This window comes from Leifsonia sp. NPDC077715 (assembly GCF_040686855.1).
Classification (GTDB): domain Bacteria; phylum Actinomycetota; class Actinomycetes; order Actinomycetales; family Microbacteriaceae; genus Leifsonia.
Genome location: NZ_JBFBOG010000001.1, coordinates 677731 through 692523, shown reverse-complemented (window position 1 = coordinate 692523; position 14793 = coordinate 677731). Strand labels below are relative to the sequence as shown.

Annotated in this window: 27 protein-coding genes; all 27 read left to right on the top strand. The window is 66.5% G+C overall.

Annotated features, from left to right (window positions below):
* Position 1 precedes the first annotated feature (1 nt).
* The 27 genes from rplD (at position 2) to rplQ (ending at position 14776) form a co-directional block, all read left to right on the top strand.
* Positions 2–652 (top strand): 50S ribosomal protein L4, encoded by a 651-nt coding sequence (rplD, locus tag AB0P25_RS03435; protein WP_064109783.1) that lies wholly within the window; start codon positions 2–4, stop codon positions 650–652.
* Positions 652–951: a 50S ribosomal protein L23 gene (gene rplW, locus AB0P25_RS03430; protein WP_064109782.1), complete on the top strand. Its 300-nt coding sequence runs from the start codon at positions 652–654 to the stop codon at positions 949–951. The genes rplD and rplW overlap by 1 nt, the downstream gene beginning before the upstream one ends.
* A gap of 24 nt (positions 952–975) precedes the next feature.
* On the top strand, positions 976–1815 hold the full coding sequence (gene rplB, locus AB0P25_RS03425; RefSeq protein ID WP_363805387.1) for a 50S ribosomal protein L2: 840 nt from the start codon (positions 976–978) through the stop codon (positions 1813–1815).
* Between the two features lie 12 nt (positions 1816–1827).
* A complete protein-coding gene (gene rpsS / locus AB0P25_RS03420) occupies positions 1828–2109 on the top strand; it encodes a 30S ribosomal protein S19 (protein ID WP_018191964.1) in 282 nt (93 codons plus the stop codon).
* Positions 2110–2133: 24 nt separating this feature from the next.
* Entirely contained in the window at positions 2134–2526 is a 393-nt protein-coding gene (gene rplV, locus AB0P25_RS03415; protein ID WP_064109780.1) for a 50S ribosomal protein L22, read from the top strand.
* Positions 2526–3299, top strand: coding sequence for a 30S ribosomal protein S3 (gene rpsC / locus AB0P25_RS03410; RefSeq protein ID WP_363805385.1), 774 nt, complete (start codon positions 2526–2528; stop codon positions 3297–3299). The genes rplV and rpsC overlap by 1 nt, the downstream gene beginning before the upstream one ends.
* Before the next feature lie 2 nt (positions 3300–3301).
* Entirely contained in the window at positions 3302–3721 is a 420-nt protein-coding gene (rplP, locus tag AB0P25_RS03405) for a 50S ribosomal protein L16 (protein WP_018191961.1), read from the top strand.
* On the top strand, positions 3721–4047 hold the full coding sequence (rpmC, locus tag AB0P25_RS03400; RefSeq protein ID WP_064109778.1) for a 50S ribosomal protein L29: 327 nt from the start codon (positions 3721–3723) through the stop codon (positions 4045–4047). The genes rplP and rpmC overlap by 1 nt, the downstream gene beginning before the upstream one ends.
* Entirely contained in the window at positions 4047–4352 is a 306-nt protein-coding gene (gene rpsQ, locus AB0P25_RS03395) for a 30S ribosomal protein S17 (RefSeq protein ID WP_064109777.1), read from the top strand. The genes rpmC and rpsQ overlap by 1 nt, the downstream gene beginning before the upstream one ends.
* A complete protein-coding gene (gene rplN / locus AB0P25_RS03390; RefSeq protein ID WP_018191958.1) occupies positions 4349–4717 on the top strand; it encodes a 50S ribosomal protein L14 in 369 nt (122 codons plus the stop codon). Before rpsQ ends, rplN begins: the two co-directional genes overlap by 4 nt.
* Before the next feature lie 3 nt (positions 4718–4720).
* Entirely contained in the window at positions 4721–5080 is a 360-nt protein-coding gene (gene rplX / locus AB0P25_RS03385) for a 50S ribosomal protein L24 (RefSeq protein WP_064109776.1), read from the top strand.
* Positions 5080–5667 carry a 50S ribosomal protein L5 gene (rplE, locus tag AB0P25_RS03380; protein WP_363805383.1) on the top strand — a complete coding sequence of 196 codons (588 nt, stop codon included), beginning with the start codon at positions 5080–5082 and terminating at the stop codon, positions 5665–5667. Before rplX ends, rplE begins: the two co-directional genes overlap by 1 nt.
* A 103-nt stretch (positions 5668–5770) precedes the next feature.
* A complete protein-coding gene (gene rpsH / locus AB0P25_RS03375) occupies positions 5771–6169 on the top strand; it encodes a 30S ribosomal protein S8 (RefSeq protein WP_064109774.1) in 399 nt (132 codons plus the stop codon).
* A 6-nt stretch (positions 6170–6175) separates the two neighbouring features.
* Positions 6176–6712, top strand: a complete 537-nt coding sequence (gene rplF / locus AB0P25_RS03370) for a 50S ribosomal protein L6 (RefSeq protein WP_064109773.1) — start codon at positions 6176–6178, stop codon at positions 6710–6712.
* Positions 6713–6714: 2 nt separating this feature from the next.
* Positions 6715–7086, top strand: a complete 372-nt coding sequence (gene rplR / locus AB0P25_RS03365; RefSeq protein WP_121262451.1) for a 50S ribosomal protein L18 — start codon at positions 6715–6717, stop codon at positions 7084–7086.
* A 26-nt stretch (positions 7087–7112) separates the two neighbouring features.
* Entirely contained in the window at positions 7113–7805 is a 693-nt protein-coding gene (gene rpsE, locus AB0P25_RS03360; protein ID WP_363805382.1) for a 30S ribosomal protein S5, read from the top strand.
* On the top strand, positions 7805–7990 hold the full coding sequence (gene rpmD, locus AB0P25_RS03355) for a 50S ribosomal protein L30 (RefSeq protein WP_064109770.1): 186 nt from the start codon (positions 7805–7807) through the stop codon (positions 7988–7990). Before rpsE ends, rpmD begins: the two co-directional genes overlap by 1 nt.
* Positions 7990–8667, top strand: a complete 678-nt coding sequence (gene rplO / locus AB0P25_RS03350) for a 50S ribosomal protein L15 (RefSeq protein ID WP_064109769.1) — start codon at positions 7990–7992, stop codon at positions 8665–8667. The genes rpmD and rplO overlap by 1 nt, the downstream gene beginning before the upstream one ends.
* 76 nt (positions 8668–8743) lie before the next feature.
* The gene (gene secY, locus AB0P25_RS03345; RefSeq protein WP_064109768.1) at positions 8744–10066 is read left to right on the top strand and encodes a preprotein translocase subunit SecY; all 1323 of its coding nucleotides are present in this window, start codon (positions 8744–8746) and stop codon (positions 10064–10066) included.
* On the top strand, positions 10063–10677 hold the full coding sequence (locus AB0P25_RS03340) for an adenylate kinase (protein ID WP_363805381.1): 615 nt from the start codon (positions 10063–10065) through the stop codon (positions 10675–10677). Before secY ends, AB0P25_RS03340 begins: the two co-directional genes overlap by 4 nt.
* A gap of 14 nt (positions 10678–10691) precedes the next feature.
* The gene (gene map / locus AB0P25_RS03335; RefSeq protein WP_363805380.1) at positions 10692–11522 is read left to right on the top strand and encodes a type I methionyl aminopeptidase; all 831 of its coding nucleotides are present in this window, start codon (positions 10692–10694) and stop codon (positions 11520–11522) included.
* A 143-nt stretch (positions 11523–11665) separates the two neighbouring features.
* Complete coding sequence (infA, locus tag AB0P25_RS03330; protein ID WP_011186713.1) at positions 11666–11887, top strand: translation initiation factor IF-1; 222 nt, start codon at positions 11666–11668, stop codon at positions 11885–11887.
* Between the two features lie 78 nt (positions 11888–11965).
* Positions 11966–12079, top strand: a complete 114-nt coding sequence (rpmJ, locus tag AB0P25_RS03325) for a 50S ribosomal protein L36 (RefSeq protein ID WP_018191946.1) — start codon at positions 11966–11968, stop codon at positions 12077–12079.
* Positions 12080–12218: 139 nt separating this feature from the next.
* Positions 12219–12593: a 30S ribosomal protein S13 gene (gene rpsM / locus AB0P25_RS03320; RefSeq protein ID WP_018191945.1), complete on the top strand. Its 375-nt coding sequence runs from the start codon at positions 12219–12221 to the stop codon at positions 12591–12593.
* A 30-nt stretch (positions 12594–12623) separates the two neighbouring features.
* Positions 12624–13022: a 30S ribosomal protein S11 gene (gene rpsK, locus AB0P25_RS03315; protein ID WP_018191944.1), complete on the top strand. Its 399-nt coding sequence runs from the start codon at positions 12624–12626 to the stop codon at positions 13020–13022.
* 121 nt (positions 13023–13143) lie between these two features.
* Positions 13144–14142: a DNA-directed RNA polymerase subunit alpha gene (locus AB0P25_RS03310; protein ID WP_041767718.1), complete on the top strand. Its 999-nt coding sequence runs from the start codon at positions 13144–13146 to the stop codon at positions 14140–14142.
* Positions 14143–14197: 55 nt separating this feature from the next.
* Entirely contained in the window at positions 14198–14776 is a 579-nt protein-coding gene (gene rplQ, locus AB0P25_RS03305; RefSeq protein ID WP_363805378.1) for a 50S ribosomal protein L17, read from the top strand.
* Positions 14777–14793: the final 17 nt, after the last annotated feature.

Below are 14793 nucleotides of genomic sequence, written 5' to 3'. Positions count from 1 at the left end.
AATGGCTACCTCGATTGACGTCGTCGACCTCAAGGGCAAGAAGGCCGGCTCCATCGAGCTTCCCGAGGCCCTGTTCGACGTTCAGACCAACATCCCGCTGATCCACCAGGTCGTCACCGCGCAGCTCGCCGCGGCGCGTCAGGGCACGCACAAGACCAAGGGTCGTGGCGAGGTCTCCGGCGCCGGCCGCAAGCCGTTCAAGCAGAAGGGCACCGGTCGCGCTCGTCAGGGCTCGATCCGCGCTCCTCAGATGACCGGTGGTGGCATCGTCCACGGCCCGACGCCGCGCAGCTACGCGCAGCGCACCCCGAAGAAGATGATCGCCGCTGCTCTGCTCGGCGCTCTCTCGGACCGCGCTCGTGGCGCCCGTCTCCACGCCGTCCAGGCCTTCACCGCCGGTGACGCGCCCTCGACCAAGGCCGTCGTCGACCTGCTCAGCGGGATCGCGACCTCGAAGCACGTCCTGATCGTGCTCGAGCGCGACGACGAGCTGGCCTTCAAGAGCGTGCGCAACATCCCGTCGGTGCACGTCCTGACCTTCGACCAGCTGAACGCCTACGACGTCCTGGTGAGCGACGACATCGTCTTCTCGCAGGCCGCGCTCGAGGGCTTCATCGCCGCCAAGTCCAACAAGGAAGAGGTGAACGCGTAATGGCCGCCGTCAACAAGGACCCGCGCGACATCATCATCGCCCCGGTCGTCTCCGAGAAGAGCTACGGCCTGATCGACGAGGGCAAGTACACGTTCATCGTCGACCCGCGTTCGAACAAGACCGAGATCAAGCTCGCCATCGAGTCGATCTTCAAGGTCGAGGTCGCGTCGATCAACACCCTGAACCGTCAGGGCAAGACCCGTCGCACCCGCTTCGGCATCGGCAAGCGCAAGGACACCAAGCGCGCCATCGTCACGCTGAAGTCCGGTTCCATCGACATCTTCACGGCCGTCGGCTGAGCGAAGGACTAGAGGAAAACAGACATGGCTATTCATAACTACAAGCCCACGACCCCCGGTCGTCGCGGCTCCTCGGTCGCCGACTTCGCCGAGATCACCCGCTCGACGCCGGAGAAGTCCCTTCTCCGTCCGCTGTCGAAGACCGGTGGCCGCAACAACCAGGGCCGCATCACGACCCGTCACATCGGTGGTGGCCACAAGCGCCAGTACCGCGTGATCGACTTCCGTCGCAACGACAAGGACGGCGTCGACGCCAAGGTCGCCCACATCGAGTACGACCCGAACCGCACCGCGCGCATCGCGCTCCTGCACTTCGTGGACGGCACCAAGCGCTACATCCTGGCGCCCGCCGGCCTCAAGCAGGGCGATGTCGTCGAGTCGGGCCCGGGTTCGGACATCAAGCCGGGCAACAACCTGCCGCTGCGCAACATCCCGACCGGTACCGTCGTGCACGCGATCGAGCTGAAGCCGGGCGGCGGCGCCAAGATGGCCCGCTCCGCCGGAGCCTCGGTCCGTCTCGTCGCGAAGGACGGCCCCTACGCCCAGCTGCGCCTCCCCTCGGGCGAGGTCCGCAACGTGGACGCGCGCTGCCGCGCCACGATCGGCGAGGTCGGCAACGCCGAGCAGTCGAACATCAACTGGGGCAAGGCCGGCCGTATGCGCTGGAAGGGCGTCCGCCCGACCGTCCGCGGTGTCGCGATGAACCCGATCGACCACCCGCACGGTGGTGGTGAGGGCAAGACCTCCGGTGGTCGCCACCCGGTCAGCCCGTGGGGTCAGAAGGAAGGCCGTACACGCCACCCCAACAAGGAAAGCGACAAGCTCATCGTCCGCCGCCGTAACGCCGGCAAGAAGCGCAAGTAGGAGTTCGAGAAGATGCCACGCAGTCTCAAGAAGGGCCCCTTCGTCGACGAGCACCTGTTTCGCAAGGTGGTCGCCGCGAACGAGGCCAACAGCAAGAACGTGATCAAGACCTGGTCGCGCCGCTCGATGATCGTCCCGGCCATGCTGGGTCACACCATCGCGGTGCACGACGGTCGCAAGCACATCCCGGTGTTCGTCACCGAGACCATGGTCGGTCACAAGCTCGGCGAGTTCGCGCCGACGCGCACCTTCCGTGGACACGTGAAGGACGACAAGAAGGGTCGTCGCCGCTAACGCGGCGACGTAAGGAGGAGAGAAATGGTGGAGTCGATCGCACGCGTGCGACACATCCGCGTCACCCCCATGAAGGCCCGCCGCGTCGTCAACCTGATCCGCGGCAAGCAGGCCCAGGAGGCCCTGGCCATCCTGAAGTTCGCGCCGCAGAGCGCGAGCGAGCCGGTGTACAAGCTCGTCGCCTCGGCCATCGCCAACGCGCGAGTCAAGGCCGACCAGAGCAACACCTACCTGGACGAGCAGGACCTCTACGTGAGCCGCGCCTTCGTGGACGAGGGCACCACCCTCAAGCGGTTCCAGCCGCGAGCACAGGGTCGGGCCTTCCGCATCAACAAGCGCACCAGCCACATCACGATCGTCCTCGCGACGCCGGATGAGGTCGAGGACGCCAAGGCTACGAAGAAGGCGAGCAAGTAATGGGCCAGAAAGTCAACCCGTACGGCTTCCGTCTGGGCATCACCACCGACCACGTGTCGCGTTGGTTCTCGGACAGCACCAAGCCGGGTCAGCGTTACAGCGACTACCTCGCCGAGGACGTCAAGATCCGCCGTCTGCTGCAGACGTCGCTCGACCGCGCGGGCGTCTCGCGCATCGAGATCGAGCGCACCCGTGACCGCGTCCGCGTCGACATCCACACCGCCCGCCCGGGCATCGTGATCGGTCGTCGTGGCGCCGAGGCCGAGCGCATCCGCGCCGACCTCGAGAAGCTCACCGGCAAGCAGATCCAGCTGAACATCCTCGAGGTGAAGAACCCCGAGGCCGACGCCCAGCTCGTCGCGCAGGGCATCGCCGAGCAGCTCTCCGCCCGCGTGGCCTTCCGCCGCGCGATGCGCAAGGGTCTGCAGGGCGCGCAGCGCGCCGGCGCCAAGGGTGTCCGCATCCAGGTGTCCGGCCGTCTCGGCGGCGCCGAGATGTCCCGCTCGGAGTTCTACCGCGAGGGTCGTGTGCCGCTGCACACGCTCCGCGCCAACATCGACTACGGCTTCTACGAGGCCAAGACGACCTTCGGTCGCATCGGTGTGAAGGTGTGGATCTACAAGGGCGACATCACGAACAAGGAACTCGCTCGCGAGCAGGCCAACCAGAAGCCGTCGCGCGAGCGCAACGACCGTGACCGCCCGCGTCGCGGCGGCCGGGGCAACGCCCCCGCCACCGAGTCGGCGCCGGCCACGGCAGGAGTTGAGGCATAACCATGTTGATCCCACGCAGAGTCAAGCACCGCAAGCAGCACCACCCCGGCCGTAGCGGCCAGGCGACCGGTGGCACGAAGGTCTCCTTCGGCGAGTTCGGCATCCAGGCCCTGACCCCCGCTTACGTGACCAACCGTCAGATCGAGTCCGCTCGTATCGCCATGACGCGTCACATCAAGCGTGGCGGCAAGGTGTGGATCAACATCTACCCCGACCGTCCGCTCACGAAGAAGCCGGCCGAGACCCGAATGGGTTCCGGTAAGGGTTCGCCGGAGTGGTGGGTCGCGAACGTCAAGCCGGGTCGAGTCCTCTTCGAGGTCTCCGGCGTCTCCGAGCAGCTTGCTCGCGAGGCCATGACCCGTGCAATCCACAAGCTGCCCCTCAAGGCACGCATCATCAAGCGCGAGGAGGGCGACGCGTAATGGCGATCGGATCCAAGGAGCTTGCCTCGAGCGAGCTCGACACCTTCGAAGACGAGCGTCTCGTCGACGAGCTGAAGAAGGCCAAGGAAGAGCTGTTCAACCTGCGCTTCCAGTCGGCGACCGGCCAGCTCGAGAGCCACGGCCGCCTGCGCGCCGTGAAGCGCGACATCGCTCGCATCTACACCGTGATCCGTGAGCGCGAGCTCGGGATCCGGGCGACCCCGGCTCCGGCCGAGGCCGCGCCCAAGGCTGAGAAGAAGTCCCGTGCCAAGAAGGCGGCCCCGGCCGCCGAGGCCGAGGACACCACGAATGAGGAGGCCAAGTAATGGCTGAGACCACCAAGGCCGCGGCCGCGGAGTCGACGGCCGACGAGGCCATCGTCCGCGGATACCGCAAGGCCCGCCGCGGCTACGTCGTCAGCGACAAGATGGACAAGACCATCGTCGTCGAGGTCGAGGACCGCGTGAAGCACCCCCTGTACGGCAAGGTCATCCGCCGCACCTCCAAGGTGAAGGCGCACGATGAGAACAACACCGCCGGTATCGGCGACCTCGTTCTCATCAACGAGACCCGACCCCTCAGCGCCAGCAAGCGGTGGCGTCTGGTGGAGATTCTGGAGAAGGCCAAGTGATCCAGCAGGAATCCCGACTCAAGGTCGCCGACAACACCGGCGCCAAGGAGCTCCTCGCGATCCGCGTGCTCGGCGGCTCCAGCCGTCGCTACGCCGGCCTCGGCGACGTCATCGTCGCCACGGTCAAGGACGCGATCCCGGGTGGGAACGTCAAGAAGGGCGACGTCGTCAAGGCGGTCGTCGTGCGTGTTCGCAAGAACACCCGCCGCCCGGACGGCTCCTACATCAAGTTCGACGAGAACGCCGCGGTCATCCTGAAGAACGACGGTGACCCCCGCGGCACCCGCATCTTCGGACCGGTCGGCCGCGAGCTCCGCGACAAGAAGTTCATGAAGATCATCTCGCTCGCACCGGAGGTGCTGTAACCCATGGCGAACATCAAGAAGGGCGACCTGGTCCAGGTCATCTCGGGCCGCACGCAGGCCCGCGGTGGTGACCGTGGCAAGCAGGGCAAGGTCATCGAGGTTCTCGTCGAGCAGAACCGCGTGATCGTCGAGGGCGTCAACTTCGTCACCAAGCACGTGCGCGTCGGCCAGACGCAGCGTGGCACGAAGACCGGCGGCATCGAGACCCACGAGGCCCCGATCCACGTCTCGAACGTGGCCCTGGTCGACCCCGAGACCAAGAAGCCGACCCGCGTCGGCTTCCGCGAAGAGAGCGTCACGAAGGACGGCGTCACCAAGACGGTCCGCGTTCGCTACGCCAAGAAGTCTGGTAAGGACCTGTAATGACCGACACTGCAGTGGAGACTGGCAAAATCCAGCCCCGCCTCAAGCAGAAGTACAAGAACGAGATCGCCAAGCAGCTCCAGGGCGACTTCGGCTTCACCAACGTGCACCAGGTGCCCGGTCTGGTGAAGATCGTCGTCAACATGGGTGTCGGCGAGGCGGCTCGTGACGGCAAGGTGATCGACGGCGCGGTCAACGACCTCACCCTCATCACCGGCCAGAAGCCGCAGGTCACGAAGGCCCGCAAGTCCATCGCGCAGTTCAAGCTGCGCGAGGGCCAGCCGATCGGTGCGCACGTCACGCTGCGCGGCGACCGCATGTGGGAGTTCCTCGACCGCCTGCTCTCGCTCGCCCTGCCCCGAATCCGCGACTTCCGCGGTCTCTCGGACAAGCAGTTCGACGGGAACGGCAACTACACGTTCGGTCTCACGGAGCAGTCGATGTTCCACGAGATCAACCAGGACCGCATCGACCGCGTCCGCGGCATGGACATCACCGTGGTGACCACCGCCAAGAACGACGACGAGGGCCGCGCGCTGCTCAAGCAGCTCGGCTTCCCGTTCCGTTCGAACGACGCGGCCAACTAAGGCCCACCCGCGGGCCGGCCGCCTTGGCCGGCCCGCTTCCACCACAGGTCGTCAGTCGTGTAACGGCTGAACGAAACCTGGTGATCCGTAAGGAAAAACCGAAATGACCATGACAGATCCGGTCGCAGACATGCTGACCAGACTGCGCAACGCGAACTCGGCTCACCACGACACCGTGTCGATGCCGCACTCGAAGCTCAAGGCCCACATCGCCGAGATCCTCACCAACGAGGGCTACATCGCCGGCTGGGACGTCACCGACGCGCGCGTCGGCAAGACGCTGACCCTGAACCTCAAGTTCGGTCCGAACCGCGAGCGTTCCATCGCCGGTATCAAGCGCGTGTCCAAGCCCGGCCTTCGCGTCTACGCGAAGTCCACGGAGCTCCCCAAGGTGCTCGGCGGGCTCGGTGTCGCCATCCTGTCCACCTCCTCCGGTCTGCTCACGGACCGTCAGGCTGAGAAGAAGGGCGTGGGTGGGGAAGTCCTCGCCTACGTGTGGTAATCCGCCATGTCGCGTATTGGAAGACTGCCCATCGACATCCCGACCGGGGTCGATGTGAAGATCGACGGCCAGGCCGTCACCGTCAAGGGTCCGAAGGGTGAGCTGAGCCTCACCGTCGCGAACCCGATCGAGGTCAAGCTCGAGGAGAACCAGGTCCTCGTCACCCGTCCGGACGACGAGCGCGAGTCGCGTTCGCTCCACGGCCTGACCCGCACGCTCATCAACAACCAGATCATCGGCGTCACCCAGGGCTACTCCAAGGGCCTGGAGATCGTCGGCACCGGTTACCGCGTCGTGCAGAAGGGTGCGGCCGTCGAGTTCGCGCTCGGCTTCTCGCACCCGGTGACCGTCGAGCCGCCGGCCGGGATCACGTTCACGGTCGAGGGCAACAACCGCCTCACCGTGGCCGGGATCGACAAGCAGGCCGTCGGCGAGGTCGCCGCGAACATCCGCAAGATCCGCAAGCCCGAGCCGTACAAGGGCAAGGGTGTGCGTTACGCCGGCGAGGTCGTTCGTCGCAAGGCCGGAAAGGCTGGTAAGTAATCATGGCTCTGGGTACCAGAGGAAAGAGCAAGGCGGCCGCTCGCGACCGCCGTCACACCCGCCTTCGCAAGAAGATCGAGGGCACCGCGGTCCGTCCGCGCCTGGTCGTCACCCGTTCGGCCCGCCACGTCTTCGTGCAGGTCGTCGACGACGCGCAGGGTCACACGCTGGCCTCCGCGTCGACCATGGAGGCGGACCTCCGCACCTTCGACGGTGACAAGACCGCCAAGGCCCGCAAGGTCGGCGAGCTCGTGGCCGAGCGCGCGAAGAGCGCCGGTGTCGAGGCCGTCGTGTTCGACCGCGGAGGCAGCAAGTACGCCGGCCGCGTCGCCGCTGTCGCCGAGGGCGCTCGAGAGGGCGGACTGAACCTGTGAGCGACGAGAACAACAAGGAGCAGACCGTGGCCGATCAGGTAACGGACAGCGCGCAGCCGGTCGAGACCGCTGCGTCCACCGACAACAACACCACCGGTCGCGGTGAGCGCGAGCCCCGCCGTGGCGGTCGCGACCGCAACCAGGGCCGTGGTGACCGCGGCAGCCGTGACGCCGACAAGAGCCAGTTCCTGGAGCGCGTCGTCACCATCAACCGCGTCTCGAAGGTCGTGAAGGGCGGTCGTCGCTTCAGCTTCACCGCTCTCGTGGTCGTCGGCGACGGCAACGGTCTGGTGGGCGTCGGCTACGGCAAGGCCCGCGAGGTGCCGCTGGCGATCTCGAAGGGCGTCGAGGAGGCGAAGAAGAACTTCTTCCGCGTCCCGCGCGTCGGCAACACCATCCCGCACCCGGTGCAGGGTGAGGCCGCCGCCGGTGTGGTCCTCCTGCGTCCGGCCGCTGCCGGTACCGGTGTTATCGCCGGTGGTCCGGTCCGCGCCGTGCTCGAGTGCGCCGGCATCCACGACGTCCTGAGCAAGTCGCTCGGTTCGTCGAACACGATCAACATCGTGCACGCGACCGTCGAGGCGCTGCAGCAGCTCGAGGAGCCTCGTGCCGTCGCTGCCCGCCGTGGTCTCGACTACGACCAGGTGGCCCCGGCTCGCCTGCTGCGTGCCGAGGCTGAGGCGGCCGAGGCCGCCGCGACCGCGAAGGCAGGTGCCTGATGGCTGCGCGTCTGAAAATCACGCAGATCAAGTCCAAAGTGAGCGAGAAGCAGAACCAGCGCGACACCCTGCGCAGCCTGGGTCTGAAGCGCATCGGTGACGTCGTCGTCCGCGAGGACAACCCGCAGAACCGCGGGTACGTCAACACCGTCGCTCACCTGGTGAAGGTTGAGGAGATCGACTAATGGCTGACGAGAAGGCCACCACCGAGGCCGCCGAGACGGCGACCCCGAAGAAGGCGCCCGCCAAGAAGGCTCCGGCCAAGGCCGCCGCCGACAAGCCGGCAGCCGAGAAGAAGGCGCCCGCCAAGAAGGCTCCGGCCAAGGCTGCCGACAAGGCCGCCGCCGCCGACAAGGCCGACGACACCGTCGCGGCCAAGCCGGCGAAGAAGGCTGCTGCCAAGAAGGACGTCGCGGAGCCCCGCGAGCAGGTCCTGAAGGTGCACCACCTGCGTCCCGCCGCCGGTGCCAAGAAGGACCGGACCCGCGTCGGACGCGGTGAGGGCTCGAAGGGCAAGACGGCCGGCCGCGGTACCAAGGGAACCAAGGCGCGCTACCAGGTGCGTCCGGGATTCCAGGGCGGTCAGCTTCCGCTGCACATGCGTGCGCCGAAGCTGCGCGGGTTCAAGAACCCGTTCCGCGTCGAGTACCAGGTCGTGAACCTGGAGAAGCTCGCCGAGCTGTACCCGTCCGGCGGTGACGTCACCGTCGCCGACCTCGTCCTCAAGGGCGCCGTTCGCAAGAACGAAAAGGTCAAGGTTCTCGGCAACGGGGACATTGCGGTTAAGCTGAACGTTGCGGTCGACAAGGTCTCCGGCTCTGCTGAGCAGAAGATCGTCGCCGCTGGTGGTTCCGTCAAGTAGCCATCCGTACAGCAGTCGAGTCGGGTGGCCGGGAAACCGGCCACCCGACTGACTCTTAGGAAAGCAGGACGCAGGTTTGTTTAGCGCCGTTGCGCGGATCTTCCGCACCCCGGACCTTCGCAAGAAGATCCTCTTCACCCTGGCGATCATCGCCCTGTTCCGGCTGGGGTCGTTCATCCCCGCGCCGTTCGTCGACTTCGGCAACGTCCAGACCTGTCTGAACGCCAACCAGGACACCTCGGGTCTCTACTCGCTGGTCAACCTGTTCTCCGGCGGCGCCCTGCTCAAACTCTCGATCTTCGCGCTCGGCATCATGCCGTACATCACCGCGTCGATCATCGTGCAGCTGCTGCGCGTGGTCATCCCGCGCTTCGAGACCCTCTACAAGGAGGGCCAGGCCGGTCAGGCCAAGCTCACGCAGTACACGCGTTACCTCACCATCGCGCTGGGCGTCCTCCAGTCGACGACCCTCATCACCGTCGCCCGCAGCGGCGCGCTGTTCGGCACCACCGCCGTCTCGCAGTGCACGCAGCTCATCACGGACGACTCCTGGTACGCGATCATGCTCATGGTCATCACCATGACCGCCGGTACGGGCCTCATCATGTGGATGGGCGAGCTCGTCACCGAGCGCGGCATCGGCAACGGCATGTCGCTCCTCATCTTCACCTCGATCGCCGCGCAGTTCCCGTCCTCCCTCTGGGCGGTCGGTCAGTCGCAGGGCATCGAGATCCTTCTGGTCGTGATCGCGATCGGACTGCTCATCGTCATGGGCGTCGTCTTCGTCGAGCAGTCGCAGCGGCGCATCCCCGTGCAGTACGCGAAGCGGATGGTCGGACGGCGCACGTACGGCGGCAACAACACGTACATCCCGATCAAGGTCAACATGGCCGGCGTCGTGCCCGTCATCTTCGCCTCGTCGCTGCTGTACCTGCCGGCCCTGATCGCCCAGTTCAACCAGCCGGCCGCGGGCAAGGCCCCGGCGCCGTGGGTCACCTGGATCACGAACTACCTGACCAAGGGCGACCACCCGCTCTACATGCTCCTGTACTTCCTCCTGATCGTGGGCTTCACGTACTTCTACGTCGCCATCACCTTCAACCCGGAGGAGGTCGCGGACAACATGAAGAAGTACGGCGGCTTCATCCCCGGCATCCGCGCGGGCCGTCCGACGGCGGAGTACCTGGACTACGTGCTCACCCGTGTCACGCTGCCCGGCTCGTTCTACCTCGGCATCATCGCGCTGATACCGCTGGTCGCCTTCGCGCTGATCGGCGCGAGCCAGAACTTCATGTTCGGCGGCACGTCCATCCTGATCATCGTCGGTGTCGGGCTGGAGACGGTCAAGCAGATCGACTCCCAGCTCCAGCAGCGGCATTACGAAGGGCTTCTGCGTTGACCCGAATGCTGATCGTCGGTCCCCCCGGAGCGGGCAAGGGCACTCAGGCCTCCCGCATCACCACCACCTACGGGATCCCCGACATCTCCACGGGCGACATCTTCCGGGCCAACATCAAGAACGAGACCGAGCTCGGCAAGCAGGTCAAGGCCATCGTGGATGCGGGCGACTACGTTCCCGACAGCCTCACGAACCAGCTGGTCGCCGACCGGCTGCGCGAGGAGGACGCCGCGAACGGCTTCCTGCTCGACGGCTACCCGCGCACACTGGCGCAGGTCGAATACCTCGACCAGCTCCTGGCCGGCGACGGACAGAAGCTCGACGCGGTCATCCAGCTGACGGCCGACCAGGACGAGATCGTCCAGCGGCTGACGAAGCGCGCACAGGAGCAGGGCCGTGCGGACGACTCGGAGGAGGCGATCCGCCACCGCCAGGAGGTCTACGTGCGCGAGACGTCCCCGCTGATCGACGTGTACCGCGAGCGCGGTCTGCTGGTGCCGGTCGACGGTCTGGGCGGGATGGACGAGGTCGCCGAGCGCATCACCGCGGCCCTCGCCGAGCGCGGCATCAACCCGGTCGCGGGTGCCGCCACCGGCGAGTCCGTGGCCTGACGGCCGTCCTCCCGATGAAGTTCAAGAGGTCGATCTACAAGACGCCCGCCCAGCTCCGCGACATGGTCGCTCCGGGACGGGCGACGGCTGCATCGCTCGACGCCGTGGCGGCGGCGGTCGCGCCGGGGATCACGACGCTCGAACTCGACACCCTCGCCGAGCGGGCGATCGTGGAGGCGGGCGGCTCGTCCAACTTCAAGCTCGAGCCGGGTTACCACCACACGATCTGCGCGTCAGTGAACGACGAGGTCGTGCACGGCATCCCAGGCGGCCGAGTGCTGGAGCCGGGCGACATCCTCTCGGTCGACAGCGGCGCCATCCTCGGCGGCTGGAACGGGGACGCGGCGCGCACGTTCGTTCTACCCGACCCGGCGCATCCGGAGCGAGTGGAGGAGCGGCAGCGCCTCGCCGACGTCACGGAGCGGTCGCTCTGGCGCGGCATCGCGACGCTGGCCCAGGCCCGCTACCTCAACGAGGTGGGGGAGGCCATCGAGGACTTCATCCTCGCGGAGGGCGAGTACGGCATCCTGACCGACTACATCGGTCACGGCATCGGCCGGCGGATGCACGAGGAGCCGCCGGTGTTCAACTACCGGGTACGAGCGAAGGGCCCGGAGGTGCGTCCCGGGCTGGTCGTGGCGATCGAGCCGATGGTGGTCCTGGGTGACCAGGAGACCTACGTGAAGGACGACGGCTGGACCGTCGCCACCGAGGACGGCTCGGCTGCAGCGCACTGGGAGCACAGCGTCGCCGTGCACGAGAACGGCATCTGGGTTCTCACCGCGGCGGACGGCGGCGCGGCCGGTCTTGCGCCGTTCGGCGTCACGCCGACGCCCATTCCGTGACCGGGCGCAGATAATACACTCGGATTGGCGAAATCGCGCCCTTTCCCATAAGATAGATCCTTGGTGTCTTAGGCGCGTTCCGACGTGCCTTCCGCCAGTCAACGCACGACCAGCAAACCACTACTTTTAGCGACAGTGAGGCTATGGCCAAAAAAGACGGTGTCATCGAGATCGAAGGATCCGTGATCGAAGCTCTGCCCAACGCGATGTTCCGCGTCGAGCTGACGAACGGTCACAAGGTTCTTGCCCACATCTCCGGCAAGATGCGTCAGCACTACATCCGCATCCTCCCCGAGGACCGCGTGATCGTGGAGCTGAGCCCCTACGATCTGACCCGCGGCCGGATCGTCTACCGCTACAAGTAAAGGTCTGCTGTAAGTAACGGCCACGCCCACGGGTTGCCCCGGGCGAGGTACGAGGACAGCGAACAAAGGTAAAACACAATGAAGGTCAATCCCTCCGTCAAGCGGATCTGCGACAAGTGCAAGGTCATCCGTCGTAACGGCCGGGTCATGGTCATCTGCGAGAACCCGCGCCACAAGCAGCGCCAGGGCTGATCGCAGCGCTCATAACCGAATAGAGAACAGGCGATCCCAGATCCCGCAGCCGTGAAAGCGGTGCGGGGGACACCCTCGGAGGAGGCCGGGGCACCGGGACCGCTGCAGACCTCCACTCATCACAGGAGAAGCCAACAACATGGCACGTCTAGCAGGCGTCGACATCCCGCGCGAGAAGCGCGTGGAGGTCGCACTCACCTACATCTACGGAGTCGGCCGCACCCGCGCCCTCCAGACTCTGCGCGAGACCGAGATCTCGGGCGACATCCGCGTCAAGGACCTGACCGACGAGCAGCTCGTCGCTCTCCGCGACTACATCGAGGGCAACTTCAAGGTCGAAGGTGACCTCCGCCGTGAGGTCGCCGCCGACATCCGCCGCAAGGTCGAGATCGGCAGCTACGAGGGTATCCGCCACCGCAAGGGCCTCCCGGTCCGCGGCCAGCGCACCAAGACGAACGCGCGCACCCGTAAGGGACCGAAGCGCACGGTCGCCGGTAAGAAGAAGGCTCGCTAGGCCGACAACCAGGATTGCAGGAGTAGATAAATGGCAGCACCCAAGTCGGCCGCTCGTAAGCCGCGCAAGAAGGAAAAGAAGAACATCGCTGTGGGCCAGGCCCACATCAAGAGCACGTTCAACAACACGATCGTCTCGATCACCGACACCACCGGTGCCGTGATCAGCTGGGCCTCGTCCGGCGGCGTCGGGTTCAAGGGCTCCCGCAAGTCGACCCCGTTCGCGGCGCAGCTCGCGGCCGAGTCGGCTGCGCGTCAGGCGCAGGAGCACGGCATGAAGAAGGTCGACGTCTTCGTCAAGGGCCCGGGTTCGGGTCGCGAGACCGCGATCCGCTCGCTCCAGGCCGCCGGCCTCGAGGTGGGCTCGATCAACGACGTCACCCCGCAGGCGCACAACGGCTGCCGCCCGCCGAAGCGTCGCCGCGTCTAAGCAGTTCTCTTCAGTCCGCCGCAGGCGGCGACTCGACCGGGTCGCCGCCTGACGGCGTGACACCCCCACCTCAGTAGAAGCAAGTGTCATATAGCGGACACTTAGCCGGAAGGAATCAATAGTGCTCATTGCACAGCGTCCTACGCTCACCGAAGAGAACATCTCCGAGTTCCGCTCGCGGTTCGTCATCGAGCCGCTGGAGCCGGGCTTCGGTTACACCCTGGGCAACTCGCTCCGTCGCACCCTCCTCTCCTCCATCCCCGGCGCGGCTGTCACCAGCATCCGCATCGACGGCGTGCTGCACGAGTTCAGCACGGTTCCGGGCGTGAAGGAGGACGTGACCGAGATCATCCTGAACATCAAGGGTCTGGTGGTCTCGAGCGAGCACGACGAGCCGATCACCGCGTACCTCCGCAAGACCGGCGCCGGTCAGGTCACCGCCGCCGACATCTCGGCTCCGGCCGGTGTGGAGATCCACAACCCCGAGCTGGTCATCGCGACCCTCAACGACAAGGCGAAGTTCGAGGTCGAGCTGACCATCGAGCGCGGCCGCGGCTACGTGTCGGCCCAGCAGAACCGCAACGAGTACAGCGAGGCGGGCCAGATCCCGATCGACTCGATCTACTCGCCGGTCCTCAAGGTCACCTACCGCGTCGAGGCCACCCGTGCCGGCGAGCGCACCGACTTCGACCGCCTCGTGGTCGACGTCGAGACCAAGCCGGCCATCAGCCCGCGCGACGCGATCGCGTCGGCCGGCCGCACGCTGGTCGAGCTGTTCGGTCTGGCCCGCGAGCTCAACAGCGCGGCCGAGGGCATCGAGATCGGCCCGGCGCCGGTGGACCAGGTCCTCAGCTCCGAGCTGTCGATGCCGATCGAAGACCTGGATCTGTCGGTCCGCTCGTACAACTGCCTCAAGCGCGAGGGCATCAACACCGTCAGCGAGCTCGTCTCGCTGTCGGAGACGCAGCTCATGAACATCCGCAACTTCGGTCAGAAGTCGGTGGATGAGGTCAAGGACAAGCTGACGGAGATGGGCCTGTCGCTGAAGGACTCGGTCCCCGGGTTCGACGGCGCCCACTTCTACAGCGGCTACGACGAGGACGAGTCCACCACCATCTGAGGCCCGTCGTCCGACTGCAACCCTCAGACCTTTTCAACACTGGAGATAACCGATCATGCCTAAGCCCACCAAGGGCCCCCGCCTCGGGGGCGGCCCGGCGCACGAGCGCCTGCTGCTCGCCAACCTGGCCGCTGCGCTCTTCACGCACAAGAGCATCAAGACCACCGAGACCAAGGCCAAGCGCCTCCGTCCCGTGGCCGAGCGCCTGATCACGTTCGCGAAGCGCGGCGACCTGCACGCGCGCCGTCGCGTGCTGTCCGTGATCCAGGACAAGACCGTCGTGCACGAGCTCTTCACCGAGATCGCGCCGCTGGTCGCCGAGCGCGAGGGCGGCTACACCCGCATCACCAAGCTCGGCTTCCGCAAGGGCGACAACGCCCCGATGGCCCAGATCGAGCTCGTCCTCGAGCCGGTCAGCCCGAAGGTGAAGTCGTCGAAGTCGACCAAGGCCGCCGAGCCCAAGGCCGCGCCGGTCGAGGAGCCGGCCGCCGAGGAGACCGCTGCCGAGGAGACCCCGGCCGAGGAGACCTCGACCGAGACCGCCGCTGCCGAGGCCGAGGTCGCGGAGGACGCGACCGCCGACGCCGACGCCGCCGGTGAGACCGACGCCGAGACCGAGGCCGAGAAGGCGTAACACCCTTCCGCTGCACG

Bases quoted from the DNA above. Each gene is read 5' to 3' on its own strand.
- rplE (WP_363805383.1), top strand. From the start codon at position 5,080: ATGACCGACACTGCAGTGGAGACTGGCAAAATCCAGCCCCGCCTCAAG.
- rplR (WP_121262451.1), top strand. From the start codon at position 6,715: ATGGCTCTGGGTACCAGAGGAAAGAGCAAGGCGGCCGCTCGCGACCGC.
- rpmD (WP_064109770.1), top strand. From the start codon at position 7,805: ATGGCTGCGCGTCTGAAAATCACGCAGATCAAGTCCAAAGTGAGCGAG.
- rpsC (WP_363805385.1), top strand. From the start codon at position 2,526: ATGGGCCAGAAAGTCAACCCGTACGGCTTCCGTCTGGGCATCACCACC.
- rpsH (WP_064109774.1), top strand. From the start codon at position 5,771: ATGACCATGACAGATCCGGTCGCAGACATGCTGACCAGACTGCGCAAC.
- infA (WP_011186713.1), top strand. From the start codon at position 11,666: ATGGCCAAAAAAGACGGTGTCATCGAGATCGAAGGATCCGTGATCGAA.
- rplP (WP_018191961.1), top strand. From the start codon at position 3,302: ATGTTGATCCCACGCAGAGTCAAGCACCGCAAGCAGCACCACCCCGGC.
- rpsQ (WP_064109777.1), top strand. From the start codon at position 4,047: ATGGCTGAGACCACCAAGGCCGCGGCCGCGGAGTCGACGGCCGACGAG.
- rplF (WP_064109773.1), top strand. From the start codon at position 6,176: ATGTCGCGTATTGGAAGACTGCCCATCGACATCCCGACCGGGGTCGAT.
- map (WP_363805380.1), top strand. From the start codon at position 10,692: ATGAAGTTCAAGAGGTCGATCTACAAGACGCCCGCCCAGCTCCGCGAC.
- rpsK (WP_018191944.1), top strand. From the start codon at position 12,624: ATGGCAGCACCCAAGTCGGCCGCTCGTAAGCCGCGCAAGAAGGAAAAG.
- rplB (WP_363805387.1), top strand. From the start codon at position 976: ATGGCTATTCATAACTACAAGCCCACGACCCCCGGTCGTCGCGGCTCC.
- rplW (WP_064109782.1), top strand. From the start codon at position 652: ATGGCCGCCGTCAACAAGGACCCGCGCGACATCATCATCGCCCCGGTC.
- rpmJ (WP_018191946.1), top strand. From the start codon at position 11,966: ATGAAGGTCAATCCCTCCGTCAAGCGGATCTGCGACAAGTGCAAGGTC.
- rplO (WP_064109769.1), top strand. From the start codon at position 7,990: ATGGCTGACGAGAAGGCCACCACCGAGGCCGCCGAGACGGCGACCCCG.
- rpmC (WP_064109778.1), top strand. From the start codon at position 3,721: ATGGCGATCGGATCCAAGGAGCTTGCCTCGAGCGAGCTCGACACCTTC.
- rplX (WP_064109776.1), top strand. From the start codon at position 4,721: ATGGCGAACATCAAGAAGGGCGACCTGGTCCAGGTCATCTCGGGCCGC.
- rpsS (WP_018191964.1), top strand. From the start codon at position 1,828: ATGCCACGCAGTCTCAAGAAGGGCCCCTTCGTCGACGAGCACCTGTTT.
- rplV (WP_064109780.1), top strand. From the start codon at position 2,134: ATGGTGGAGTCGATCGCACGCGTGCGACACATCCGCGTCACCCCCATG.
- rpsM (WP_018191945.1), top strand. From the start codon at position 12,219: ATGGCACGTCTAGCAGGCGTCGACATCCCGCGCGAGAAGCGCGTGGAG.
- rplD (WP_064109783.1), top strand. From the start codon at position 2: ATGGCTACCTCGATTGACGTCGTCGACCTCAAGGGCAAGAAGGCCGGC.
- rplQ (WP_363805378.1), top strand. From the start codon at position 14,198: ATGCCTAAGCCCACCAAGGGCCCCCGCCTCGGGGGCGGCCCGGCGCAC.